Genomic DNA, 21137 nt, shown 5'->3' with positions numbered 1-21137 from the left:
AGGGGCAGGGTGAGGGCATGGGAGAGGGAGACACCATCAGCAAGGCCGACGAGAAGCGGCTGAGGACCATCGTGCAGGTGCTCGACGACGCCTTCGGCGAGCTCATGCGCGGCGACCCGGCCGGGTTCCGAGGCAAGTACCGCAAGATGGCCGCCGACCCGCACGCCTTCTACCGCGGGACGGCATGTCTGTTCTACAACGACGTCACCAGCGGAGCCGCGCGTGACACCGGCTCCTCGTGGGACGACGGCCGCTCGGGTCGCATCTGGATCCACGGGGATCTGCACGTCGAGAACTTCGGCACCTACCTCAACAGCGACGGCCGGCTCGTGTTCGACGTCAACGACTTCGACGAGGCCTACATCGGGCGCTGGACGTGGGATCTCCAGCGGTTCGCGGCCTCGCTCGCGCTCGTGGGGTGGCAGAAGGCGCTGCCCAAGGACGACGTCGAGGCGCTCATCGCCGACTACGTGGGCGCCTACCTCGACCAGGTCGACGCCTACGCGTCGGGGGCGGCGGAGGATTTCGCGCTGCTGCTCGACAACACCGACGGCCCGATCCACGCGGTGCTGGCCTCGGCGCGGATGAACCGCCGCACCGACCTGCTGGATGCGAACACGACCCGGCAAGACGGCGACCGCGTGTTCATCGAGGACTCCTCCGTGCGGCGCCTCGGCGTGGAGGAGCAGAGCCGCGTGGTGGAGGCCTACCGCCGCTACCAGGAGTCGATTCCGCAGGAGAAGCGCCGCAACGCGCTCTTCTACGAGCTGCGCGACGTCGTGGGCAAGTCCGGCTTCGGCATCGGCAGCGCGGGGCTGCCGGCCTACAACCTGCTGATCGAGGGGCACAGCCAGGCGCTCGACAACGACGTGCTGTTGTCGATGAAGCAGGCCAACGTGCCGGCCGTCAGCAGGTTCGTCGACACTTCGGCGGTCGAGAAGTACTTCGACAACGAGGGCCATCGCACGGTCGTGAGCCAGCGCTCGCTGCAGGTGCACACCGACCCGTTGCTCGGGTGGACCGACATCGACGGCGTCGGCTACATGATCGCGGAGGTCTCGCCCTACGAGGTCGACCTGGAGTGGGACGACCTCGTGGAGCCGGATCAGATCCGCCGAGTCGTCACGCTGCTGGGGCGAGCCACCGCCAAGGTGCACTGCGCCTCGGACTCCGACAGCGAGCAGGATCTCGTCGACTTCCAGGTCGAGGAGGCCGTGCGCGGCTCGGTGGGGGAGAAGCGCGAGGAGCTCGTCTCCTGGCTGGTCGACTTCGGCCTGCGCTACGCCGATCAGGTGCGTTCCGACCACGGCCTGTTCGTCGAGGCGTTCCGCTCGGGTCGCATCGGCTTGGAGGCGACCGGGTCGTGAGCGGGCCCTGCCCAGAACCTTCCCCGGAGGCGGTGGAGCTCGCGCACCAGCTGCTCGACTGCGCCCGCGAAGGTGCAGCCGAGCGACTGCTGGCCTACGTCGATGCCGGCGTGCCGGTCGACCTCACCGACGCCTCCGGCAACACCTTGCTCATGCTCGCGGCCTATCACGGTCATGCCCACCTGGTGGCCGCGCTGGCACAGCGCGGAGCCGACGTGAACCGGCTCAACGATCGCGGCCAGTCGCCGCTCGCCGGCGCCGTGTTCAAGGCGGAGGACGACGTGGCCCGGGTGCTGGTGGAGACGGGCGCCGACCCCGACCGCGGGGCGCCCTCGGCACGTGAGACCGCCCGGTTCTTCGAGCGGACGCTGCCAGGGTCCAGCACGTAGAGTCGCGCCCCGTGCGCTTCTTGAACGACGCGGCCCCGCCGTACGACCTGACCTACGACGACGTTTTCATGGTGCCGGCCCGGTCGGGCGTCGCCAGCCGCTACGACGTCGACCTCGCCACGACCGACGGGTCCGGGGCGACCCTGCCGCTGGTGGTGGCGAACATGACCGCGATCGCGGGTAAGCGGATGGCGGAGACGGTCGCGCGGCGCGGCGGCCTGGTGGTCATCCCGCAGGACATCCCGGTGCCCGTGGTGAGCGACGTGGTCGCGTTCGTGAAGTCGCGCCACCTGGTCTTCGACACCCCCATCGAGCTCGCGCCGCACCAGACCGTCGCGGAGGCGCTGGCTTTGATCCCGAAGCGCGCTCACCGCGCCGCGGTGGTGGTCGACGACGCGCGGCCGGTCGGCGTGCTCGGCCTGGGCGACTGCGTCGAGGTCGACCGCTTCGCGCAGGTGCACCAGGTGATGAGCCCGCCCGAGGTGATGATCGAGGCCGGTACCGACCCTCGCGTGGCCTTCGACGCCATCGACCGGGCCCGGGCCGCGCTCGCCGTCGCGGTGGACGCCGACGGCCGGCTGCTCGGTGTGCTCACGCGCGCCGGCGCCCTGAGGGCCACGCTCTACACGCCCGCGACCGACGAGCGAGGAGGCCTGCGCGTCGCGGCGGCCGTGGGTGTCAACGGCGACGTGGGCGCGAAGGCGGCCGGGCTGGTGGAGGCGGGCGTCGACACGCTGGTCGTCGACACCGCCCATGGTCATCAGGAGCGGATGCTTGAGGCCTTGGGCGCCGTGCGTTCGCTGGACCTACCGGTGCCGATCGCTGCCGGCAACATCGTCTCCGCCGAGGGAACGCGTGAGCTCGTGAAGGCGGGCGCCGACATCGTGAAGGTGGGCGTGGGCCCGGGTGCGATGTGTACGACCCGCATGATGACCGGCGTGGGCCGACCGCAGTTCTCGGCGGTGCTCGAGTGCTCCGCCGCGGCGCGCGACCTGGGTGCGCACGTGTGGGCCGACGGCGGCGTCCGGCACCCTCGCGACGTCGCGCTCGCGCTGGCCGCTGGGGCGTCGTCGGTGATGATCGGCAGCTGGTTCGCCGGCACCCACGAGTCGCCGGGTGACCTGGTGGAGGACGGCGACCGCGCCTACAAGGTCTCCTTCGGGATGGCCTCGGCCCGCGCCGTGGCGAACCGCACGACGGGGGAGTCGGCCTACGACCGCGCGCGCAAGGGTCTCTACGAGGAGGGCATCTCCTCCTCGCGGATGTACCTCGACCCCGCCCGGCCGGGCGTGGAGGATCTCATCGACCAGATCTGCTCGGGCGTGCGCTCGGCGTGCACCTACGCCGGCGCCACCTCGCTCGCGGAGCTGCACGACCGCGCCGTGGTGGGCGTCCAGTCGGCTGCCGGGTACGCCGAGGGGCGGCCGCTCGCGACCTCCTGGTGAGTCCGCCGCCCGGTGGTTGAGCCGCCGGATGCCGGAGGATGTCGTCGCCCGGTGGTTGAGCCGCCGGATGCCGGAGGCGCAGGCGTGTCGAAACCCCTGCAGCCAGGCCGGGGATGTCGCCGCCCGGTGGTTGAGCCGCCGGATGCCGGAGGCGCAGGCGTGTCGAAACCCCTGCAGCCAGGCCGGGGACGTCCCCCGACGGGTCGCCGGGTTTCGACGCGCTCGTCGCTGGCGCTCCTCACGGCTCAACCACCGTGCGGCTGGTGTCAGTCGCGGGAGGAGTTCCGGCTGCGGCCGCGCACGACGCCGATGAACACCTGCACGCGGGGGTCGTCGTTGTCGATCAGCCAGCAGAGCCCCACGGTGGTGCCGGGCAGGTCGGTGACCGGGCGGTAGGCGACGTCGCGAGAACCGAAGAGCCTCGCGACGGCCATGGGCACGATCGCGACGCCGACGCCGGTCGCCGCGGTCAGGATCGCGTCGTGCTCGCTCATCGGCGGCCAGGCGAGCTGGTCGACGTCGGGGCGCCACCCGGAGCGCTCGGGCAGCACCAACTGCTCGTCGGCGAGCTCGGCGGTGCTCACCTCGTCGACCGCGGTGACGACGTGCTCGGTGCTCGTCACGACGACCGGCCGCTCCTCGTACAGCGGGATGCAGTGCAGGCCGGTGCGGTCGATCGGCAGCCGCATCAAGGCCATGTCGAGCGACCCGTCGCGGACGCCGGACTCCTGGTCGTCCTCGGCGACCGGCACCAGCTCCAGCTCGCGCCGGGTGCGGCGCCGGTAGGCGTCGGCCCACTTGTCCGGCGTCGCACCGGTGACGAACCCGAGTCGGAACGCCCCGTCCGGCAGGTCCGCGAACGGGTCCGCGCGGGGCTCGACCCGGGGTGCCGCGCGGGGCGCCGCTCGCGACTCGGGGCGCGGGTGGGTCCGACGCTGGGCAGCCATCAGGCATCCTCGAGGGGCGGCAGGCCGGCCTGGGCACGCGCGGTCGTGAGCCGCTCGAGCGCGATGGGGCCGACGCCGTGCAGGGCGGCCAGACGGGCGTTCGTCCACCCGTCGAGGGCCTCGAGGGTCTCGATGCCCTCGGCGCGCAACGCCCGGGTGGCGGGCGCTCCGATGGTGCGGGGGAGCGGGTGGCCTGCGGGCCGCGGCGCCCGCTCGCGGCGCGGGCCACCGTGATCGACGACGGCCTCGCCGCGCGGCGAGAGCCGGTAGCCGATGGCGAGGGACTCGGTGAGCCCGCGCTCCTTGAGCTTGCGCACGTCGGTCTTGAACGGCTGGGTGTCGCGCCCGAGCTCGGCGGCGAGCTCGGGGGCCCGGCGACCGGGGTTCGCGTCGATGATGCGCAGGGTGGTCCGTGTCCACGGCGCGGACGCCGCCCGATCGAGCCGGTCGAGTCCCGTCAGGATGCTCTCGATCTCGGCGGCGTCGGGCACGGTCTCGCGCAGGGCCTCACGCGGGTCGGCTCCGCCGAAGCGGAGGCCGACCTTGAAGACCGGACGGTCGGCCCGGGCGGCCAGGTTGTCGCGCAAATCGGCCAGGCTCGACGCGCCGGCCCGTCGGGCGTCGTCCGCCCGGAGTGTCGAGGGTGCCACCTGCTCGACCAAGGTGACCTCGACGACCCCCACCGAGGTGCGCAGCCGGGTGCCGACCTTGACGCGCGGGCGGTCCCACCGCCGGAACGCCAGGTCGATGGTGCCCTCCTTGATGGCCGCGAGCTCGGCCGGCCTGATCATCACCGCCCCATTCTCGCCGACCCTCGCGCCGCGGGAGCGATCAGTCCTGGGAGATCTGCACGCGCACGCGGTCGCGGTCGGTGTGCATGGCGACGGGCATGTCGGCGGGCATGTCGGCGAGCACGGCGGGATCCTTCTCGTCGTCGCCCTCGACGATCTGGCGGGTGAGAAGGCTGTTCAGACCTCGTCGAGGAACCGGTCGAAGACGCGGGCCCCGAACTCGAGAGCGTCCACGGGCACCCGCTCGTCGACCCCGTGGAACAGCGCGGTGAAGTCGAGGTCGGCGGGCAGGCGCAGCGGCGCGAAGCCGTAGGAGGCCATGCCGAGCTTGCGGAAGTGCTTGGCGTCGGTGCCGCCGCTCATCAGGTACGGCGCCACGACGGCGTCCGGATCCTCGGCGAGCAGCGAGCGGTTCATGGCGGTCACCAGGCCGCCGTCCTCGGCGTCGTACGGGGTCTCCCACGGCTGCTGGTGGGAGACGAAGTCGATGTCGACGCCCTCGCCGGTGAGCTCGGCGAGGGTGGTGAAGAACTCGTCCTCGAAGCCCGGGAGGAATCGCCCGTCGACGTGCGCGGTGGCCTCGGTCGGGATGACGTTCACCTTGTAGCCGCCGCCGAGCATCGTCGGGTTGGTGGTGTTGGAGATGACGGCCCCCAGCATGCGGGCCGCACCGCCGAACTCCTCGATCAGCGCCGGTGCGTTCTCGGGCGTGGCCTCGACGCCGGCGAGGTCGCCGACGGTGGCCAGCAGCACCTCCATCGTGGGCGTCAGGCGCACCGGCCACTGGTAGGCGCCGATGCGGGCGACGGCAGCGGAGAGTCGGCTGATCGCGTTGTCGTCGTTGATCATCGAGCCGTGCCCGGCGCGCCCGCGGGCGGTGAGGCGCATCCAGGCCATGCCCTTCTCGGCGGCCTCGATGAGGTAGACGCGCTGGCCGCGCACGGTGGTCGAGAAGCCGCCGACCTCGCCGATGGCGGCGGTGCAGTGCTCGAGATGCTCGGCATGGTGTTGCACCAGCTGCTCGGCGCCGTGGTGACCGCCGGCCTCCTCGTCGGCGGTGAAGCAGAGCACGAGTGGCCGCTTCGGCACGACCCCCGCCCGGGCGCGAGCACGCACGACGCTGAGCAGCATGGCGTCGAAGTCCTTCATGTCGACCGCTCCGCGGCCCCACACGTAGCCGTCTTGCACCTCGCCCGAGAACGGATCCATCTGCCAGTCCTCGGCCGCCGCGGGCACGACATCGAGGTGGCCGTGCAGGAGCAGCGGCTCGCCCTCGGTGCCGCCCCAGTGCGCGATCACGTTGGTGCGCCCGGGGGAGTCCTCGAACAGCTCGGGCTCCAGCCCGACCTCGTCGAGCAGTCCGGCGACGTACTCGGCCGCCTTGCGCTCGCCCGGGCCGTCGTCCTCGCCGTAGTTGGAGGTGTCGATGCGGATCAGCTCGCGGCACAGGTCGACCACCTCGGTGGCCGGGTCGTAGCCGGTCTGGGGCGTGGTGTCGTCGGCTGCCATGGGTCCAGCATGGCAAACCCCTCGCCCGGCCCCCACCCACCGTCGGGCCGATTCAGCCAACCGGGCGCTGCTTTGCTAGTGTTCCCACGCACTCGTCCGGGTGGCGGAATTGGCAGACGCGCTAGCTTGAGGTGCTAGTGCCCGTACTAGGGCATGGGGGTTCAAGTCCCCCCTCGGACACAGAAGAGAAACCCCTCGCCGAAGGCTCGGCGAGGGGTTTCGTGTTGGGTGGCTCAGCCGGGCGGGTCGACGAACATCATCACGGCCATCACCACGGCCACGGCGGCCACGCCGGCCCCGACGACGCGCGCGTACCACACGCTGGAGATGAACGATCCCGAGTAGTCCACGCCCATCGGGCGGGCTCGCTTCAGCGCGGCGGACATGGCGCGGGCGCTCCCCTGGAGATCCAGAGCCATCGTCAGCCCGTAGAGGGCCAGGGTGGCCGGGAACCACACCATGAGCCAGGGGCTGGGCGCCAGGACGAGCGACAGCGCGAGCACCACCCAGGCGGCCAGCACGACGGGCACCAAGACCTTGATCAGAAGGGGAGCCTCTGACCACAGTTGTCGGTACGACATGGCGGCCAGCCAAGCAGACGACCGATCACCCCTCCGGTCGACGATGAGCCCGGTCGGAACACGCAGGCGCCGTACTTTCGCCCGTCCACGCCCGCGGCATTAGCCTCCCTGCGTGAGTGCCCAGGCCCCTACCTCCGTCATCCTCGTCCGCGCCGAGAGGTTCCTCCCGAACCCCGCCACCGCGGCCGACAACGCCTTCCAGACCTCGATGGCCGACGGCGAGTCGCCGCAGGAGGTCTCGGCGCGCGCACTCGCCGAGATGGACGCCGTCGCCGAGGCCCTGCGCGCGCAGGGCATCGGCGTCCACGTGTTCTCCGACGCCGACCACACGCGTCCCGACAGCGTCTTCCCGAACAACTGGATCTCCACCCACGCCGGCGGCAGTGTCGCGGTGTTCCCGATGTACGCCTCGAACCGGCGTCACGAGCGTCGCGCCGACGTGCTGGAGATGCTGAAGTCGACCTTCCGGGTGCAGACGATCGTCGACTACTCCGGTCTCGAGGCCGACGGCATCTTCCTCGAGGGCACCGGTGCGATGGTGCTCGACAACGTCTCGAGGGTGGCCTACATGGCGCGCAGCCACCGAGCCGACAGCCATGTGCTGGAGCGGTTCTGCACCGACTTCAACTACGAGCCGATGGCCTTCGACGCCGTCGACTCCACCGGCGTGCCGGTCTACCACACCAACGTGATGGCCTGCATCGGCACCGACGTGGCGCTCTTCGCCCTCGACATGATCCCCGACCCGATCCGGCGCGAGCAGGTACGCGAGCGGCTCACGGTCAACGGGCGCACGGTCATCGAGCTCACCGAGACCCAGGTGCGCGAGTTCGCGGGGAACGCCGTCGAGCTGCACCGACCCCGCACCGAGGAGCAACGGGCGGTCGACCCGCGACATCTGGTCTTGGCGATGTCCGCGCGAGCGCGGCGCAGCCTGACGCCCGAGCAGGTCGAGCTGATCGAGCGGTCCGCCGAGATCGTCTCCGTCGACATCCCGACCATCGAGCTGGCGGGGGGCTCGGTGCGCTGCATGATCGCCGGCGTTCATCTCGACCACCGCCGGCCGATCGACGCCTCCCGTCTCTCTGACGCCGTCCGCGCCATCAACGAGGACGCTCCGCGCACCAACGACGGTCGCTTCGTGAGCTGAGCTGCGCTCAGGCCGGCAGCGGGCGCGCCTCCCAGCGCGAGGAGTAGGCGATGCCGCTGCGGCGGAACAGCTGGGTGACGGGGCAGCGTCGCTCGAGCTCGGCGACGAAGTGGTCGAACGCCTCGCCTTCGGCGTCGGTCTCGACCTGGGCGGTGACCTCGACGGTGTCGAAGTTCGCGTTGCCCTCGGCGCCGGTGACGAAGACCGATGGGTCGAGGTCGCCCTGGGCGCGGAAGGTGAAGTCGCCGAGCCGGATGCCGAGATCCTTGGCGACCAGCTGGGCGCTGATCTGGTTGCAGGAGGTGAGGGCACCGAGCGTGTAGGCCAGCGGGCTCGGTGCGGCGTCGGCACCGCCGAAGGCGGGGTAGGTGTCGGCGGCGAAGCGGTGGGCGTGCTCGCCGCCGACGGTGACGTCTTGGGCGACACCGGCGCCGCGGCTCTCGACGACGAAGGGGACGGTGGACATGGTGATGGCCTTCCTGGTGGGAGTCATGAGTGGGGATGGTGGGGTCGGTGGCGGGAGAGGGCTCACACGCTCACACGGGAGCGCGACGGCGAGCCGGTGAGACCGAGGTGCTCGCGCAGCGTCGACCCGGTGTAGGCCTCGCGGAAGAGGCCACGCCGGCGTAGCTCGGGCACGACCTGGTCGACGAAGTCGTCGAAGGTGCCGGGACTCTGGGCGGCGGAGAGGATGAACCCGTCGGCCTCGCCGCCGTCGACCATCTCCTCGATCTGGTCGGCGACGTCGACCGCGGTGCCCACGAGCTGGGGGAGCAGCACCCCCTGCGCGTAGAGCCGGCCGATGTCGCGCAGGGTCAGCTCGTCGCGTTCGCTGAGACGACGGGCCACGTTGAAGAGTCCCTGGGTGCCCGCCACCTCGACGCGCTGGACCGGTGCGTCGAGGTCGTAGGTGGAGAAGTCGTGGTCGGTGTGCACCGAGAGCGTCATGAGTCCCGAGATCGGGTCGGCCAGTTCGTTGTGGAACGCCTGCTTCTCGCGCGCGATCGAGGCGGTCTCGGCCACGAAGGGGATGAAGGACGGGAGGATCTTGAGGCTGTCGGGGTCGCGGCCGGCGTCGTCGGCGCGGGCTTTGACGTCGTCGTAGTAGGCGCGTCGACCCTCGGGGGTCGGGTCGATCTCGAAGATGGCGTCGGCCCAGCGGGCGGCGAAGTCCTTGCCCTTGGCCGAGGAGCCGGCCTGGATCAGGACGGGGCGCCCTTGCGGCGAGCGAGGTGTCGTGAGGGGGCCGCGGGTCTTGTAGAACAGCCCGTCGTGGTCGACCCGGTGCACCTTCGTCGGGTCGGCGAAGACCCCGGTGGCCTTGTCCTGCACCAGGGCGCCCTCCTCCCAGCTGTCCCACAGCGCCGCCGCGGCCTCGAGGAACTCCTGTGCGCGGTCGTAGCGCAGGTCGTGGTCGAGCGCCGACTCGAGCCCGAAGTTGCGCGCCTCGGCGCTGCTGAGCGAGGTGACGATGTTCCAGCCCGCCCGCCCGCCGCTGAGGTGGTCCAGGGAAGCGAACAGGCGCGCCACCTCGAAGGGGTGGAAGTACGTCGTGGACTTGGTGACGGCGACGCCGAGGTGGCGCGTGACGGCGGCGATGCTGCTGGCCACCAGCGAGGGGTCGAGCGTGGCGCTGGCCTGGGTGCCGCGGCGTAGCGCCTCGGTCTCGTCGCCGCCGTAGTTGGTCGGCACGGCGAGCAGGTCGGCGAAGAAGACGAAGTCGAACGTGCCGCGCTCGAGCGTGCGCCCGATGCGGTGGTAGTAGTCCGGTTCCAAGAACGCCGGCGAGGAGCCGGGGTGGCGCCACGCGGCGTGGGAGTGGGTCACGTGCGAGGCGATCTGGAAACCACCGAGGTGGATCTGTCGAGGCATGGTGCTCTCCGAGCGGGGGGTCAGGCGGCCGGGACCGCGACGGGCTCGCCCACCAGGGCGGGCCGCGGGATCCGGCGCAGTGGGACGACGAGCAGGGCGGCGGTGGCCACGATCGAGCCGAGCACGACCAGGGGCGAGACGTCGCCCCAGAGGCCGAGCAGCATCACGAAGCCCGGCACGGTGCACGTGGTGAACGACAAGACGAGGGTCAGCCAGCCGGTCACCTCGGTCCACCGCTCGCGGCCCAGGCCGAGGACGACGAAGAACATGGTCCACAACACCGACCACTGCGCCCACAGCAGGGCCGTGGAGGGGTCGTCGAAGCGCACTACGTTGACCACGGCGAAGCCGACCGCCAACAGTGCGACCCACGCCGAGTACCAGCCCAGGCCGGTGCCGGGGACACCGGCGAGGTTGCCGATGCCGACGTAGAGGTAGGTGAAGCCGAACAGGAAGATCCCGGCGGCCCCGAGGATCTCGTCCGGGGTCTGGGCGGTGGCCAGGAGGTAGGCGGGGATGGCGGTCTGCAGACCGCCGACGAAGAGGTTGAAGACCCCGGCGCTGCGGGGGTCGACGTGACCCAGCAGCAGCAGCCCGTTGACGAGCAGGGCGGCGCCGACGAAGAGAACTCCGACCGATGACATGGCGGTTCCTTTGCGAGGGAGAAGGGCTCGAGGCGGGATCAGAAGTAGGCGTTGGCCGGGAAGGCGGTGCCGTTGACCTCGTGGTCGCCGACGGCCGAGGCCTTGAGGAAGGTCGGGTTGTGGGTGGAGATGGTGCGCACGTTGCGCCAGTGACGGTCCAGGTTGTGCACCGACTGCGTGGCCGAGGCGCCGCCGACGTCGAAGAGACGGGCAGCGGTGGCATAGGAGAAGCCGTCGATGGCGACCTTGGCCTGGGCGGCGGCGAGCTGGGCGGCGTCGCAGGCGGCGGCGTCCGGCACGCCGTCGACGACGGAGTCGAAGGCCTCCTGGATGCGCTGCGCCGCGGCCAGGACGATGGCCTCGGCGGCGAAGGCGTCGGCGGAGATCTGTCCCACCACCTGCAGCACCTGGGCATCCTGCGCGGGCACCTGGGGGTCGCGGGCGTGGCTGAAGCTGCGCTTGCGACTGCGGACCAGGCGTACGGCGTCGTCGGCCACGCTGCGCAGCACGCCGGCGGTCACGGCCTGGAGGAAGAGCTGGAGGAAGGCGCCGAAGTACGACGGCGCGTCCTGGTGGTCGGGGTCGCCGAGGTCGAAGACCTCGTGCTCGGCCACGTGCACGTCGTCGAGACGCGTGGTGCCGGTGCCCGTCAGCCGCTGGCCGAAGCCGTCCCAGTCGTCCTCGACGGTGACGCCGCGGCGGTTGATCGGGATCACGGCGCCGGCGATGCGTCCGCCGGGCGCGGCGGCCCAGATCTGGGTGTGGTCGGAGTAGAGGGTGCCGGTGGAGTAGAACTTCTTGCCGTTGAGGCGGTAGCCGCCCTCCGGGTCGGGCGTCAGCGCGGTCTCGAAGTGCAGTCCGACCGGGGTGGCGGTCTGCTCGCTGAACCCGTTGCCGACCAGCTCGTCGGCGGCCACGATCGCCAGGCCCCGCGCGCGGGCCGAGGGGTCGGTGGCGATGAGCTGCTGCTCGACGAACCAGAAGTGGGTGCGCAGGATGTGCGCGACGTTGGAGTCGGCCTGGGCCAGCTCGATGAGCGTGGAGAACAGCTCGGGGATCGTCGCGCCCGCCCCACCCTCGGCGACGGGGACGCGCAGGCGCCCCAGCCCGGCCCTCTTGACCCACTCGATGGCCTCGAAGGGAGCCTCGCGGTCCTGCTCGCGACGTGACGCACCCTCGCGGAGGCGGTCGAGCAGCGCGGCGAGTTCGGGGGAGCGCGGGAACACGGGCGTGGTCGTCGCGACGGCCTGGGACGAGGTGGTCTCGGACGAGGTGGTCTCGGACAAGGTGGTCATGGGGATTCCTCTCGACGAATGGTGGCAACCACTTTTGTACAGTAAGTCGACCAAGACACTAGACAATGGGGTCGCGAACGACGCCGTGTCTTACGAAGCGGACTCCTCGCCCGGGCCGACCGGCGGGCGTCAGGGGAGCCGATCTGCGCTCAGAGTCGGGCTCGGAGTCGAGCTGGGAGTCGGGCTGAGAGTCGGGCTCAGTACCAGCCGACGCGCTGGGAGTGCGCCCAGGCGCCGTCGGGGTTGCCGTATCGGGCGGCGATGTAGGCCAGCCCCCAGGTGATCTGGGTCTCCGGGTTGGTGCGCCAGTCGGGAGCGATGACGGCCATCTTCGAGCCCGGCAGCGATTGCGGGATGCCGTAGGCACCGGAGGAGGCGTTCTCCGCGAGCTGGTTCCACCCCGACTCACGCTGCCACAGCGCGTCGAGGGAGGGCCACTGGTCGGGCGCGAACCCGAACTGGAGCATCAGGTGGTAGCCCAGCCCGCGGTTGGAGTCGGGGTCGATGTCGGTGGGCAGTACCTCGGGGGACGCACTCGGCAGGGTCGCCGCGATGCGCTCGGCGCGGTCGCGCAGTTGCTCCATGATCACGCGGCGGGGCACGCGGGCGGCGGCGCCGGTGCGCTCGACCGGGGGCTTCGTCTTCTGGGTGACCGGCTTCTTCGCCGGAGTGGACGACGGGGTCCGGGTCGGCGTCGGGGCCGACGTGCTCACCGGGCTGGAGGGCGCGTCGGACGCCGTCTGCTCGGCCGTGCCGCACCCGGCGGTCAGCAGCGCGACGGTTAGCAGCGCGACGGTCCTCCCCACGCGCGGGAGAGTACGTGAAGACCCCGGATGCGGGACACCTTCAGGCGGTGCGGACGGCGCGGATGATCTTGCGGCGCAGGACGACCCGGCGGGTTCCGTCGGCGGTGATGCGCACCCGGTCGAGCTCCCAGCCGCCGTGCTCGGCCCGGTCGACGAGCAGTTTGGTCACCACGTTGCGGGAGAACTCGCGCGAGAACGAGACCTTGTCGAACTCCCACTCCACGCCGCGGCCGGGTGGACGGCGATCCGTTCGGCTCATCGTCTCTCCTGCTGGTCGGAGGCTGTCAGTCGGCGCTGACGTCGTCCAGCGCCTCGACGATCTCGCGGGGGAGGTTGAGGCCCTCGACACTGAGAGCCGCCTCCAACTGGGCCGCGGTGCGTGCGCCCACGATAGGTGCTGTGACGCCGGGACGGTCACGGACCCAGGTCAGCGCCACCTGCGCGGGTGTGAGCCCCAGCCCGTCGGCGGCGCGCGCCACGGCCTCGACTACGGCGACGACGCGGTCGTCGTCGAGGTAGGGCGCCAGGAAGCGCGCGAACTGGCTGTCGGCGGCCCGGGAGTCCGACGGCGTGCCGGTGCGGTACTTGCCGGTGAGCACGCCGCGCCCGAGCGGTGACCAGGCCAGCACGCCGAGATCCATGGCCTCGGCGGCGGGCAGGGTCTCGTGCTCGATGCTGCGGTTGACCAGGGAGTACTCGACCTGGGTGGAGGCAAGCGGCACCCGGCCGGGTAGCGCGCGCTGCCAGGTGGCGGCCTGCGCGGTCTGCCAGCCGGTGTAGTTCGAGATGCCGATGTGCGCGGCCCGACCGCTCGTGACGGCGATCTCGAGTGCCGAGAGCGTCTCCTCGACCGGGGTCGAGGGGTCGGAGGTGTGCACCTGCCACAGGTCGACGTCGTCGACGCCGAGGCGCTTCAGCGAGGCGTCGAGGGTGCGCAGCATGGCACCCCGCGAGGTGTCGACGTGCATCCGGCCCGCCCGCGGGCCCAGACCCGCCTTGGTGGCCACCACGACCTCCTGGCGGGCCACGACGTCGCCGAGCAGCCGGCCGACCAACTCCTCGGAGCGCCCTTCGGCGTAGGCCGCGGCCGTGTCCAGCAGGGTGCCGCCCGCGTCGACGAAGGCCGTGAGCTGGTCGCGGGCCTCGTGCTCGTCGGTGTCGCGGCCCCACGTCATCGTGCCCAGGCCGAGGCGGGAGACCCGCAGGCCGGTGCCGCCGAGGGATCGCTGCTGCATGGCTCCTGAACTTAGTGGACGCCGGCGGTGAGCCGGTCCCGGCTCGCCGGTGCGGGTTGCCTAGGGTTCGGGTCGTGGTCGACTTCCTCAAGGCCGTCGTGCTGGGCACCCTCCAGGGACTCACCGAGTTCCTGCCGATCTCCAGCAGCGCGCACCTGCGCATCTACCCCGAGTTGTTCGGCTGGGGCGATCCCGGGGCGGCCTTCACGGCGGTGATCCAGATCGGCACCGAGCTCGCGGTGCTGCTCTACTTCCGCCACGACATCTGGCGCATCGCCAGCACCTGGCTCCGCTCCCTGGTGCAGGCCGAGTACCGCGGACACATCGACGCGCGCCTCGGGTGGTTCATCATCGTCGGCTCGCTGCCGATCGTGCTGCTCGGCATCGCGCTCAAGGACGTCATCGAGCAGGACTTCCGCTCGTTGTGGATCATCGGGACCACCCTGGTCGTGCTGGGCCTCGTGCTCGGCTTGGCCGATCGCGTGGGCAGCACCGGCAAGACGACCAGGAGCCTCACGTTCCGCGACGCCGTCCTCATGGGGCTCGCACAGGCCGCAGCGCTCGTGCCGGGGGTGTCGCGCTCGGGCGCCACGCTGTCGATGGGTCGGTTCTTGGGCTACGAGCGCGAGGCCGCTACCCGGTACGCGTTCCTGCTCGCGATCCCGGCCGTCGTGGGTGCCGGGCTCTTCGAGCTCAAGGAGATCCCGCGCGGCGAGAACACGTACGGCTGGGGTCCGACGATCCTCGCCACGGTCGTCTCGTTCGTGGTCGGGTACGCCGTCATCGCCTGGCTGCTGCGCTGGGTCACCACGCGCACCTACACCCCGTTCGTCGTCTACCGGGTGTTGCTCGGGGGCGCCGTCTTGGTGCTCGTGAGCACCGGAGTGCTCGCGGCCGGCTGAGCGAGCAACAGCTCGGCCAGGGTGAGGGCCGGGCGCCGGGCCAGCTCGCGCAGCTGGATGCGGCAGGAGAAGCCGTCGGCCAGCACGACGGTCTGCTCGCCAGCGGCGCGCACGGCCGGCAGCAACTGCGTCTCCGCGACGGCCACGGAGGTCTCGTAGTGCCCGCGCTCGACGCCGAAGTTGCCGGCGAGACCGCAGCAGCCGCCCACGGTCCGGACCGTGGCACCGGTGCGTGCCAGCACGGCGAGGTCGGTCGACCAGCCCAGCACCGAGGCGTGGTGACAGTGCGGCTGCGCCACCACGGTGACGGCGCTGAGGTCGGGGGGCGTCCAGGCGGGGGCGTCGCCGAGCACCTCGGCGAGGGTGCACATCGCTCCCTGGACGCGTGCCAGCCGTGGGTCGTCGCCGATGAGTTCGTCGGCGTCGCTGCGCCAGGTCGCGAGGCACGAGGGCTCGATCCCGACGATCCGTACGCCCCGCCTGGCCACGGGCTCGAGGACGTCGAGAGCCGCCAGCATCGAGCGGCGGGCGAGGCCGCGTTGGCCGGTGCTGAGGTAGGTCAGGCCGCAGCAGGCCCGTCGGCCGACGACCTCGACGCCGAAGCCGGCTCGCTCCAGCAGCTCCACCACGGGTGCGGCACGACCGTCCTCGAAGGCGTCGGAGAAGGAGTCGACCCACACGGCGACCCGCTGCTGGGCCTCCGCGCGCTTCACGTGCGCGAGACTGCGCCGGGCCGAGCGGCGGGCCAGTCGGGGGATCGATCTCCGGGCGTCCACGCCGGCCGACCACCGCATCAGCCGGGCGAGGAGCGGATGCTCGACCCCGGTCGCCGCGTTGACCAGGCGGCCGAGCCGCAGCCGGGACACCAGGGCCGACCAGGCGGGCAGCCAGCCCAGCGAATAGTGCTGGCGTGGCCGGAGCCGACCACGGTAGCGACGGTGGAGCACGATCGACTTGTAGGAGGCCATGTCGACGCCCGTGGGGCAGTCTCGTGCGCACCCCTTGCAGGAGAGGCACAGGTCGAGGGCCTCGGAGACCTCGGGGCTGTCCCATCCCGAGACCAGCTCGCCGTTCACCATCTCCTGGAGCACCCGCGAGCGCCCTCGCGTGGAGTCCTTCTCCTCGCCGGTGGCTTGGTACGAGGGACACATCACCGTGCCGCCGCCGGGGCCGTCGGTCAGGCACTTGCCGACGCCGGAGCAGCGGTGCACCTCCTCGACGAAGGCGAGCTCGGTGCGCGCCAGCGGTGAGTCGGCGGCCTGGGCCACCCGGAGGTGGCTTCCGACGGCCTCGGGGTCCACGATGACGCCGGGATTGAGGATCCCCTCGGGGTCGAGGAGAGCCTTGACCCGGGCCATGAGGGCCAGGGCCTCGGGTGAGTACATGTGGCGCAGCAGCCCCGAGCGGGCACGCCCGTCGCCGTGCTCGCCGGACATCGAGCCGCCGAAGCGCCCGACGAGGGCAGCCGCCTCCTCGACGAAGGCGGCGTACGCGTCACGACCGCCCGGGACGCCGAGCGGGAAGTCGATGCGACAGTGCACGCAGCCCTCGCCGAAGTGCCCGTAGGGCAGGGCGTGCAGATCGTGTCGCGCCAGCAGATCCTCGAAGGCGCGCAGGTACTCTCCCAGCCGCGCCGGCGGGACGGCGGCGTCCTCCCAGCCACCGTAGGCCGGCCGCTCGAGGCTGGTCTCGGCGAGTCCGGCACCGTCGGCGCGGATCTTCCACAGTGCCGCGGTCGCGACCGGATCCTCCACGACCCACCCGTCGGCGGCACGCGCCTGCTCCAGCAGCGCGGCCGCGCGCTCGGCGAGCCTCCGCTCGTCGTCGTCGACCAGTTCCACCAGCATCCAGGCGTCGCCGTCGGGCAAGGCCGGCACCGACCCGGGCCCCTGGCGCCGCACGACGACGTCGACCATGCGCCGGTCCAGGCCCTCCGCGGCGGTGGCGCCGACCTCGGCGAGCAGTGGCGCGTCGTCGGCGGCCTCCGGCATCGAGGGGTAGCCGAGGGCGACCATGGTCGTGAAGGGCTTGTCCTCCACGAGTCGCACGGTCGCCTCGACCGTCACGGCGAGCGTGCCCTCGGTGCCGGCGAGGAAGGACGCGACGTCGAAGTCGTTCTCGGGGAGGAGGTGCTCCAGGGAGTAGCCGGACACCTGACGACTGAAGCGGCCGAACTCGGTGCGGATGAGGGCGAGGTGGTCGCCGACCAGCCGTTCGAGCGCGCGCAGCGTGGGGGAGGTGACCGGGAGCCCGGGCCCGACCCGCACCGTCTCGCCGGTGCCCAGCACCGCGGTCAGCGCCACGACGTTGTCGGCCGTGCGGCCGTAGCCCAGGGCTCGCGGGCCGCACGCGTTGTTGCCGATCATGCCGCCGATGGTGCAGCGGTCGCTGGTCGAGGGATCCGGGCCGAAGCGCAGGCCGTGCGGCCGGGCCGCCGCCTGGAGGTGGGCCTGCACCACGCCGGGCTGCACCCGCGCCGTGGCCTCGTCGGGGTCGATGGAGAGGATCCGGGTCAGGTGACGGGAGAGGTCTTGGACCACACCCGTGCCCAGTGCGTTGCCGGCACACGACGTGCCTGCGCCGCGTGGCGTGAGCGGAGTCGCGGTGTCCAGGCAGCACCGGACCACCGTCGCCACCTCGGCGCCGTCGCGTGGGAACGCGATCGCAGTCGGCACGAGCCGGTGCAGGCCGGCGTCGCTGGTGTACAGCGCGCGGGAGAGCCCCTCGTCGGAGACCTCCACGCCCGCGGCGCGCAGTGCTCTCACCACACCCGTTGCCGACCTCCGGGCGCCCTCTCGAGGGCGGCGAGCTCGCAGGGGCGGGGAGAGGGACCAGGGCACGGAGATCCTCCTGATCTCGAGACGACGCTGCGCACCGCAGTCTGGGCCCGCGCCCGGCCGACGGCTAACCACGCGGCGTTGTGAGGCCCACGGATCTGTCGTTCGACCGTGGGGCCGGGGCGCCCTAGCGTCGAGATCGCGTGATGCCCGTCACCACCGGGGGCGTCGCCGAGTCGTCCTCGAGTCCAAGGAGAACCAGCAGTGTCGACAGCCACGGATCCCGACCACTACCTCGACCAGGGCGCCGCGCGGGTCCGCAAGAGCGCCTACCTCTCGCCGGAGCTCTACAGCGCCGAGATGGAGCGGATCTTCGACAAGACCTGGCTCTACGTCGCCCACGCCTCGGAGATCCCGAACCCGGGCGACTACAAGACCACGACGATGGCCGGCCGTCCGGTGGTCGTCTCACGGACCCGCGAGGGCACCATCGCCATCGTCCAGAACCGTTGCCGGCACCGGGGCGCCAGCGTGTGCCAGGCGCCGACCGGCAACGCCCGCTTCTTCCGCTGCGAGTACCACGGCTGGACCTATAAGAACAGCGGCGAGTTGGTCGGGGTCACCTTCCCCGACGGCTACGAGAAGATCGACAAGTCCACGCTCGGCCTGCTGACGATCCCGCGCATCGAGGTCTACCGCGACTTCGTCTTCGCCTCCTTCAACTCCGAGGTCCAGCCTCTCGAGGACCATCTGGCCGGCGCCAAGGAGTTCCTCGACCTGTTCATCGACTCCGGTGGTGGCCGCCCCCTGGTCGCCGCGCACGGCACCCAGCAGCTGACCTACCCCGGCAACTGGAAGCTCCAGCTCGAGAACGGCTGCGACGGCTACCACCCGAACTTCGCCCACCGCTCCTTCTTCCGCGTGGTCGGCAGCCGGCTCCACGACGACTCGTCCGGCTCCTACCTCGGCGGCCGGTCGACGGCCAAGGCGCGCAGCCTGGGCAACGGCCACGCGATCCTCGATCAGCGGCAGTCCGTGGGCGATCACTACGAGAAGCGGGCCCTGCTCGCCCCCGACTCCGAGCAGATCGTGGAGCAGTTGGCCGAGGAGGTCTCGGACGACGAGCGCACCCGACTCATCGCCGAGTCGGTGCACCTGGGCTTCAACCTCACGATCTTCCCGAACCTCCAGCTCATCGGTGTCCACATCCGCGAGATCGTGCCCAAGAGCGCCACGGAGACGGTCGTGAAGTACACCCCGATGACCATCGACGGGGTGCCCAGCGGCATCAACGAGTTGCGGCTGCGCAGCCACGAGCTGTTCTACTCCGCCGCCGGGTTCGGGGTGCCCGACGACAGCGAGATGTTCCGTCGCGTCTCCTCCGGCCTCGACACCGACGAGGAGTGGCTGTTGCTCTACCGCGGCGCGCACCGCGTCGAGGGTGACGAGAACGCGGCGGAGTCCCATGTGACCGACGAGCTGCCCCAGCGTGCCGAATGGCTGCACTGGGCCAGCCTGATGCAGGAGGAGAAGGCGTGAACACCGCACCGGTGGTGGTCGAGGCCACCGAGGCCCGCACCGAGGCCCGCACCGAGGCTCTGGCCGATGTCGTGCACCGCGAGGGCGAGCTGCTCGACGACCGACGCTACGACGAGTGGGCCGAACTGTTCACCGACGACTGCCGCTACTGGGCGCCCTATGACTGGTACGCCCCGGAGCCGCGCGGCGCGATGAACATCATCTACGACGACAAGGCTCGTCTGCTGGATCGCGTCTCGCGCCTGACCGGTGGCGACTTCCACTCCCAGGATCCCGCGTCGCACACGACGCGCCTCATCGGCGTGGTGCGCCCGCTGGCCGACCCGGGCAGCTGGACGCCGCCCGGCGTCAGCGAGGCCGCCTTCACCGCGTCCTTCCGACTCACCGAGCTGCGCCGGGAGGTCCTCACCGAGTACTCCGGGCGGGTGAGCTGGTGGCTGCGAACCGAGAGCGGCAGCCCGCGGATCGTGGCCAAGAAGGTGCAGCTGCTGGGTGCGAACCGTCCGCTGGCCAACCTGACCTTCCCGCTGTGAGCGCCGGCGGCGGGCCGACGACCAGCGGTCCCTCGGACATCTCGTTCGTCCTGCGCAACGAGTTCGCCAACATCCGCGTCAGCACCGAGGCCGGACAGTGCGGGGTGCGGCTGAAGATCACCGACCTCGAGACGGGTTCGAGCACCTACCTGGACCTGCTCGAGCTGGCCGGTCTGTGCGAGTGGCCCGAGGAGGAGCGCCTCATCCCGGTGCAAGGTCACCTCTACGCCGAGCACACCGAGCGCGAGGTCGGCCGGTGAGCGGGGCGGCGGTGGTGCAGGCGCTGTTGGGGCCGGGCCGTCTCGAGGAGCGTTCGCTCGATCTGCCCGAGGTCGGCTCCGACGACGGACTCCTGGAGGTGCTCGCTTGTGGGTTGTGTGGCAGCGACGTCGCCAGCTTCACCGGCGGCAAGCAGCACGAGTACCCGGTCGTCCTCGGGCACGAGGTGGTGGGGCGCGTCGCCGAGGCCGGCGAGCAGGCCCTGCGCCGCTGGGGTGTGTCGGTCGGTGATCGCGTCGTCCTCGAGGAGGCGCTGCCCTGCCTGGGGTGCGATCTGTGTCGCAGTGGGCGACAGCGGCTGTGCACGCGTCTGGGCCTGCGCCTGGGCGACACGGGCATCGGCACCGCCCCGAGCCTCTGGGGCGGCTACGCCTCCCACCTCTACCTGCACCCCCACGCCCAGCTGCACCGCGTGCCGGACGCCGTGCCCGACGACGTGGCGACGCTCTTCATCCCGCTCTCGAACGGACTGTCCTGGATGCGCGACCGAGCCGAGCTGAGGCCCGGCCAGTCCGTCGTCGTCATCGGCAGCGGTCAGCACGGCGTCGCCACGGCCCTGGCCGCGCGGCACCTCGGCGCGAGCAGCGCGACGATCGTGGGAACCGCCGCCGATGCGGGGCGCCTCGACCTGGCCGCGCGCCTGGGCGCTCGCACGGTGGCCATCGACCCGGCGGCACCGGCCACCGCGGTCGTGCGAGAGGTCGCCGCCGTGGTGGGCGGCCGTGCCGACGTCGTGGTCGACATGACGCCTGGTGCCACCACCCCGCTCCAGGCCAGCATCGAGCTGGCGGCCGTCGGTGGCACCGTCTTGTGGGGCGGGCTGAAGCGTTCCAGCGAGCTGCCGCCCGTGCCCGTGGACGAGGTCATCCGTCGCGAGTTGACCGTCCGTGGTCTCTGGGCGCGGCCCAGTTGGGCCGTGGCCGCCGCACTGGAGTGGCTGGCCTCCGATCCCGGCCTCGCCGACCTCTGCGCGGAGTCGGTGCCGCTGGAGCGTCTGGACACCGCGTTCGCACAGGCCACCCATCCCGATCCCGCACAACGCCCACTGCACGTCGCAGTGGTGAGGAGGTAGACAG

21 protein-coding genes and 1 tRNA gene are annotated in these 21137 nt (G+C 71.6%); 10 read left to right on the top strand and 12 right to left on the bottom strand.

Annotation, left to right across the window (positions count from 1 at the left end):
* Positions 1 to 17 precede the first annotated feature (17 nt).
* Genes ISG29_RS15635 through ISG29_RS15625 form a run of 3 tightly spaced genes read left to right on the top strand, consistent with a single transcriptional unit; the run spans position 18 to position 3201 of the window.
* The gene (locus ISG29_RS15635; protein ID WP_194504378.1) at positions 18 to 1367 is read left to right on the top strand and encodes a DUF2252 domain-containing protein; all 1350 of its coding nucleotides are present in this window, start codon (positions 18 to 20) and stop codon (positions 1365 to 1367) included.
* On the top strand, positions 1364 to 1756 hold the full coding sequence (locus ISG29_RS15630; protein WP_194504377.1) for an ankyrin repeat domain-containing protein: 393 nt from the start codon (positions 1364 to 1366) through the stop codon (positions 1754 to 1756). The genes ISG29_RS15635 and ISG29_RS15630 overlap by 4 nt, the downstream gene beginning before the upstream one ends.
* Positions 1757 to 1767: 11 nt before the next feature.
* The gene (locus ISG29_RS15625) at positions 1768 to 3201 is read left to right on the top strand and encodes a GuaB1 family IMP dehydrogenase-related protein (protein ID WP_194504376.1); all 1434 of its coding nucleotides are present in this window, start codon (positions 1768 to 1770) and stop codon (positions 3199 to 3201) included.
* Positions 3202 to 3467: 266 nt separating this feature from the next.
* Here the strand turns inward: ISG29_RS15625 and ISG29_RS15620 are convergent, their stop codons facing one another.
* The 3 genes from ISG29_RS15620 to ISG29_RS15610 all read right to left on the bottom strand — a co-directional run bounded on the left by ISG29_RS15620 (position 3468) and on the right by ISG29_RS15610 (position 6448).
* On the bottom strand, positions 3468 to 4148 hold the full coding sequence (locus ISG29_RS15620; RefSeq protein ID WP_194504375.1) for a LysR family substrate-binding domain-containing protein: 681 nt from the start codon (positions 4146 to 4148) through the stop codon (positions 3468 to 3470).
* The gene (locus tag ISG29_RS15615) at positions 4148 to 4942 is read right to left on the bottom strand and encodes a helix-hairpin-helix domain-containing protein (protein WP_194504374.1); all 795 of its coding nucleotides are present in this window, start codon (positions 4940 to 4942) and stop codon (positions 4148 to 4150) included. The genes ISG29_RS15620 and ISG29_RS15615 overlap by 1 nt, the downstream gene beginning before the upstream one ends.
* A gap of 174 nt (positions 4943 to 5116) precedes the next feature.
* The gene (locus ISG29_RS15610) at positions 5117 to 6448 is read right to left on the bottom strand and encodes a M20/M25/M40 family metallo-hydrolase (protein ID WP_194504373.1); all 1332 of its coding nucleotides are present in this window, start codon (positions 6446 to 6448) and stop codon (positions 5117 to 5119) included.
* A gap of 94 nt (positions 6449 to 6542) precedes the next feature.
* Here ISG29_RS15610 and ISG29_RS15605 point away from each other — a divergent pair.
* Positions 6543 to 6628, top strand: a tRNA-Leu gene (locus ISG29_RS15605).
* Between the two features lie 53 nt (positions 6629 to 6681).
* On the opposite strand, the gene ISG29_RS15600 is transcribed toward ISG29_RS15605, so the two are convergent.
* Complete coding sequence (locus tag ISG29_RS15600) at positions 6682 to 7029, bottom strand: hypothetical protein (protein WP_194504372.1); 348 nt, start codon at positions 7027 to 7029, stop codon at positions 6682 to 6684.
* 112 nt (positions 7030 to 7141) lie between these two features.
* Here ISG29_RS15600 and ctlX point away from each other — a divergent pair, with 112 nt between their 5' ends.
* On the top strand, positions 7142 to 8179 hold the full coding sequence (gene ctlX, locus ISG29_RS15595; RefSeq protein ID WP_194504371.1) for a citrulline utilization hydrolase CtlX: 1038 nt from the start codon (positions 7142 to 7144) through the stop codon (positions 8177 to 8179).
* Between the two features lie 7 nt (positions 8180 to 8186).
* Here the strand turns inward: ctlX and ISG29_RS15590 are convergent, their stop codons facing one another.
* The 7 genes from ISG29_RS15590 to ISG29_RS15560 form a co-directional block, all read right to left on the bottom strand.
* The gene (locus ISG29_RS15590; protein WP_194504370.1) at positions 8187 to 8672 is read right to left on the bottom strand and encodes an OsmC family protein; all 486 of its coding nucleotides are present in this window, start codon (positions 8670 to 8672) and stop codon (positions 8187 to 8189) included.
* Between the two features lie 35 nt (positions 8673 to 8707).
* Entirely contained in the window at positions 8708 to 10051 is a 1344-nt protein-coding gene (locus ISG29_RS15585) for an LLM class flavin-dependent oxidoreductase (protein ID WP_194504369.1), read from the bottom strand.
* 20 nt (positions 10052 to 10071) lie between these two features.
* The gene (locus tag ISG29_RS15580; RefSeq protein WP_194504368.1) at positions 10072 to 10695 is read right to left on the bottom strand and encodes an AmiS/UreI family transporter; all 624 of its coding nucleotides are present in this window, start codon (positions 10693 to 10695) and stop codon (positions 10072 to 10074) included.
* Positions 10696 to 10733: 38 nt separating this feature from the next.
* Complete coding sequence (locus ISG29_RS15575) at positions 10734 to 11990, bottom strand: acyl-CoA dehydrogenase family protein (protein ID WP_194504367.1); 1257 nt, start codon at positions 11988 to 11990, stop codon at positions 10734 to 10736.
* A 197-nt stretch (positions 11991 to 12187) separates the two neighbouring features.
* Positions 12188 to 12796, bottom strand: coding sequence for an aggregation-promoting factor C-terminal-like domain-containing protein (locus ISG29_RS15570; protein ID WP_328829440.1), 609 nt, complete (start codon positions 12794 to 12796; stop codon positions 12188 to 12190).
* Between the two features lie 40 nt (positions 12797 to 12836).
* A complete protein-coding gene (locus ISG29_RS15565; RefSeq protein ID WP_207793202.1) occupies positions 12837 to 13055 on the bottom strand; it encodes a DUF5703 family protein in 219 nt (72 codons plus the stop codon).
* Between the two features lie 25 nt (positions 13056 to 13080).
* The gene (locus ISG29_RS15560; protein WP_194504366.1) at positions 13081 to 14031 is read right to left on the bottom strand and encodes an aldo/keto reductase; all 951 of its coding nucleotides are present in this window, start codon (positions 14029 to 14031) and stop codon (positions 13081 to 13083) included.
* 74 nt (positions 14032 to 14105) lie between these two features.
* Between ISG29_RS15560 and ISG29_RS15555 the strand changes: the two genes are divergently transcribed.
* Entirely contained in the window at positions 14106 to 14933 is an 828-nt protein-coding gene (locus ISG29_RS15555) for an undecaprenyl-diphosphate phosphatase (protein ID WP_194504365.1), read from the top strand.
* On the opposite strand, the gene ISG29_RS15550 is transcribed toward ISG29_RS15555, so the two are convergent.
* Positions 14867 to 17698, bottom strand: coding sequence for an FAD-binding and (Fe-S)-binding domain-containing protein (locus ISG29_RS15550; protein ID WP_407940227.1), 2832 nt, complete (start codon positions 17696 to 17698; stop codon positions 14867 to 14869). The two genes, ISG29_RS15555 and ISG29_RS15550, sit on opposite strands and share 67 nt — an antisense overlap.
* 276 nt (positions 17699 to 17974) lie before the next feature.
* Between ISG29_RS15550 and ISG29_RS15545 the strand changes: the two genes are divergently transcribed.
* From ISG29_RS15545 to ISG29_RS15530, 4 genes are read left to right on the top strand one after another with little or no spacing between them, the layout of a single operon-like run.
* Complete coding sequence (locus ISG29_RS15545; protein ID WP_194504364.1) at positions 17975 to 19249, top strand: aromatic ring-hydroxylating oxygenase subunit alpha; 1275 nt, start codon at positions 17975 to 17977, stop codon at positions 19247 to 19249.
* Positions 19246 to 19782, top strand: a complete 537-nt coding sequence (locus ISG29_RS15540; RefSeq protein ID WP_194504363.1) for an aromatic-ring-hydroxylating dioxygenase subunit beta — start codon at positions 19246 to 19248, stop codon at positions 19780 to 19782. Before ISG29_RS15545 ends, ISG29_RS15540 begins: the two co-directional genes overlap by 4 nt.
* Entirely contained in the window at positions 19779 to 20042 is a 264-nt protein-coding gene (locus ISG29_RS15535; protein WP_328829432.1) for a hypothetical protein, read from the top strand. Before ISG29_RS15540 ends, ISG29_RS15535 begins: the two co-directional genes overlap by 4 nt.
* Positions 20039 to 21133: a zinc-dependent alcohol dehydrogenase gene (locus ISG29_RS15530; RefSeq protein ID WP_194504362.1), complete on the top strand. Its 1095-nt coding sequence runs from the start codon at positions 20039 to 20041 to the stop codon at positions 21131 to 21133. The genes ISG29_RS15535 and ISG29_RS15530 overlap by 4 nt, the downstream gene beginning before the upstream one ends.
* The last annotated feature ends 4 nt before the right edge of the window (positions 21134 to 21137 follow it).

Source organism: Nocardioides acrostichi (assembly GCF_015319165.1).
In the GTDB taxonomy this organism is placed as follows: Bacteria; Actinomycetota; Actinomycetes; order Propionibacteriales; family Nocardioidaceae; genus Nocardioides; species Nocardioides acrostichi.
This window is presented reverse-complemented; position numbering and strand designations above follow the sequence as displayed.

What these genes read in the sequence shown, in the direction of transcription:
- ISG29_RS15635 (WP_194504378.1), top strand. Translation starts at nt 18, where the DNA reads ATGGGAGAGGGAGACACCATCAGCAAGGCCGACGAGAAGCGGCTGAGG.
- ISG29_RS15620 (WP_194504375.1), bottom strand. Translation starts at nt 4,148, where the DNA reads ATGGCTGCCCAGCGTCGGACCCACCCGCGCCCCGAGTCGCGAGCGGCG.
- ISG29_RS15610 (WP_194504373.1), bottom strand. Translation starts at nt 6,448, where the DNA reads ATGGCAGCCGACGACACCACGCCCCAGACCGGCTACGACCCGGCCACC.
- ISG29_RS15600 (WP_194504372.1), bottom strand. Translation starts at nt 7,029, where the DNA reads ATGTCGTACCGACAACTGTGGTCAGAGGCTCCCCTTCTGATCAAGGTC.
- ISG29_RS15590 (WP_194504370.1), bottom strand. Translation starts at nt 8,672, where the DNA reads ATGACTCCCACCAGGAAGGCCATCACCATGTCCACCGTCCCCTTCGTC.
- ISG29_RS15585 (WP_194504369.1), bottom strand. Translation starts at nt 10,051, where the DNA reads ATGCCTCGACAGATCCACCTCGGTGGTTTCCAGATCGCCTCGCACGTG.
- ISG29_RS15580 (WP_194504368.1), bottom strand. Translation starts at nt 10,695, where the DNA reads ATGTCATCGGTCGGAGTTCTCTTCGTCGGCGCCGCCCTGCTCGTCAAC.
- ISG29_RS15575 (WP_194504367.1), bottom strand. Translation starts at nt 11,990, where the DNA reads ATGACCACCTTGTCCGAGACCACCTCGTCCGAGACCACCTCGTCCCAG.
- ISG29_RS15565 (WP_207793202.1), bottom strand. Translation starts at nt 13,055, where the DNA reads ATGAGCCGAACGGATCGCCGTCCACCCGGCCGCGGCGTGGAGTGGGAG.
- ISG29_RS15560 (WP_194504366.1), bottom strand. Translation starts at nt 14,031, where the DNA reads ATGCAGCAGCGATCCCTCGGCGGCACCGGCCTGCGGGTCTCCCGCCTC.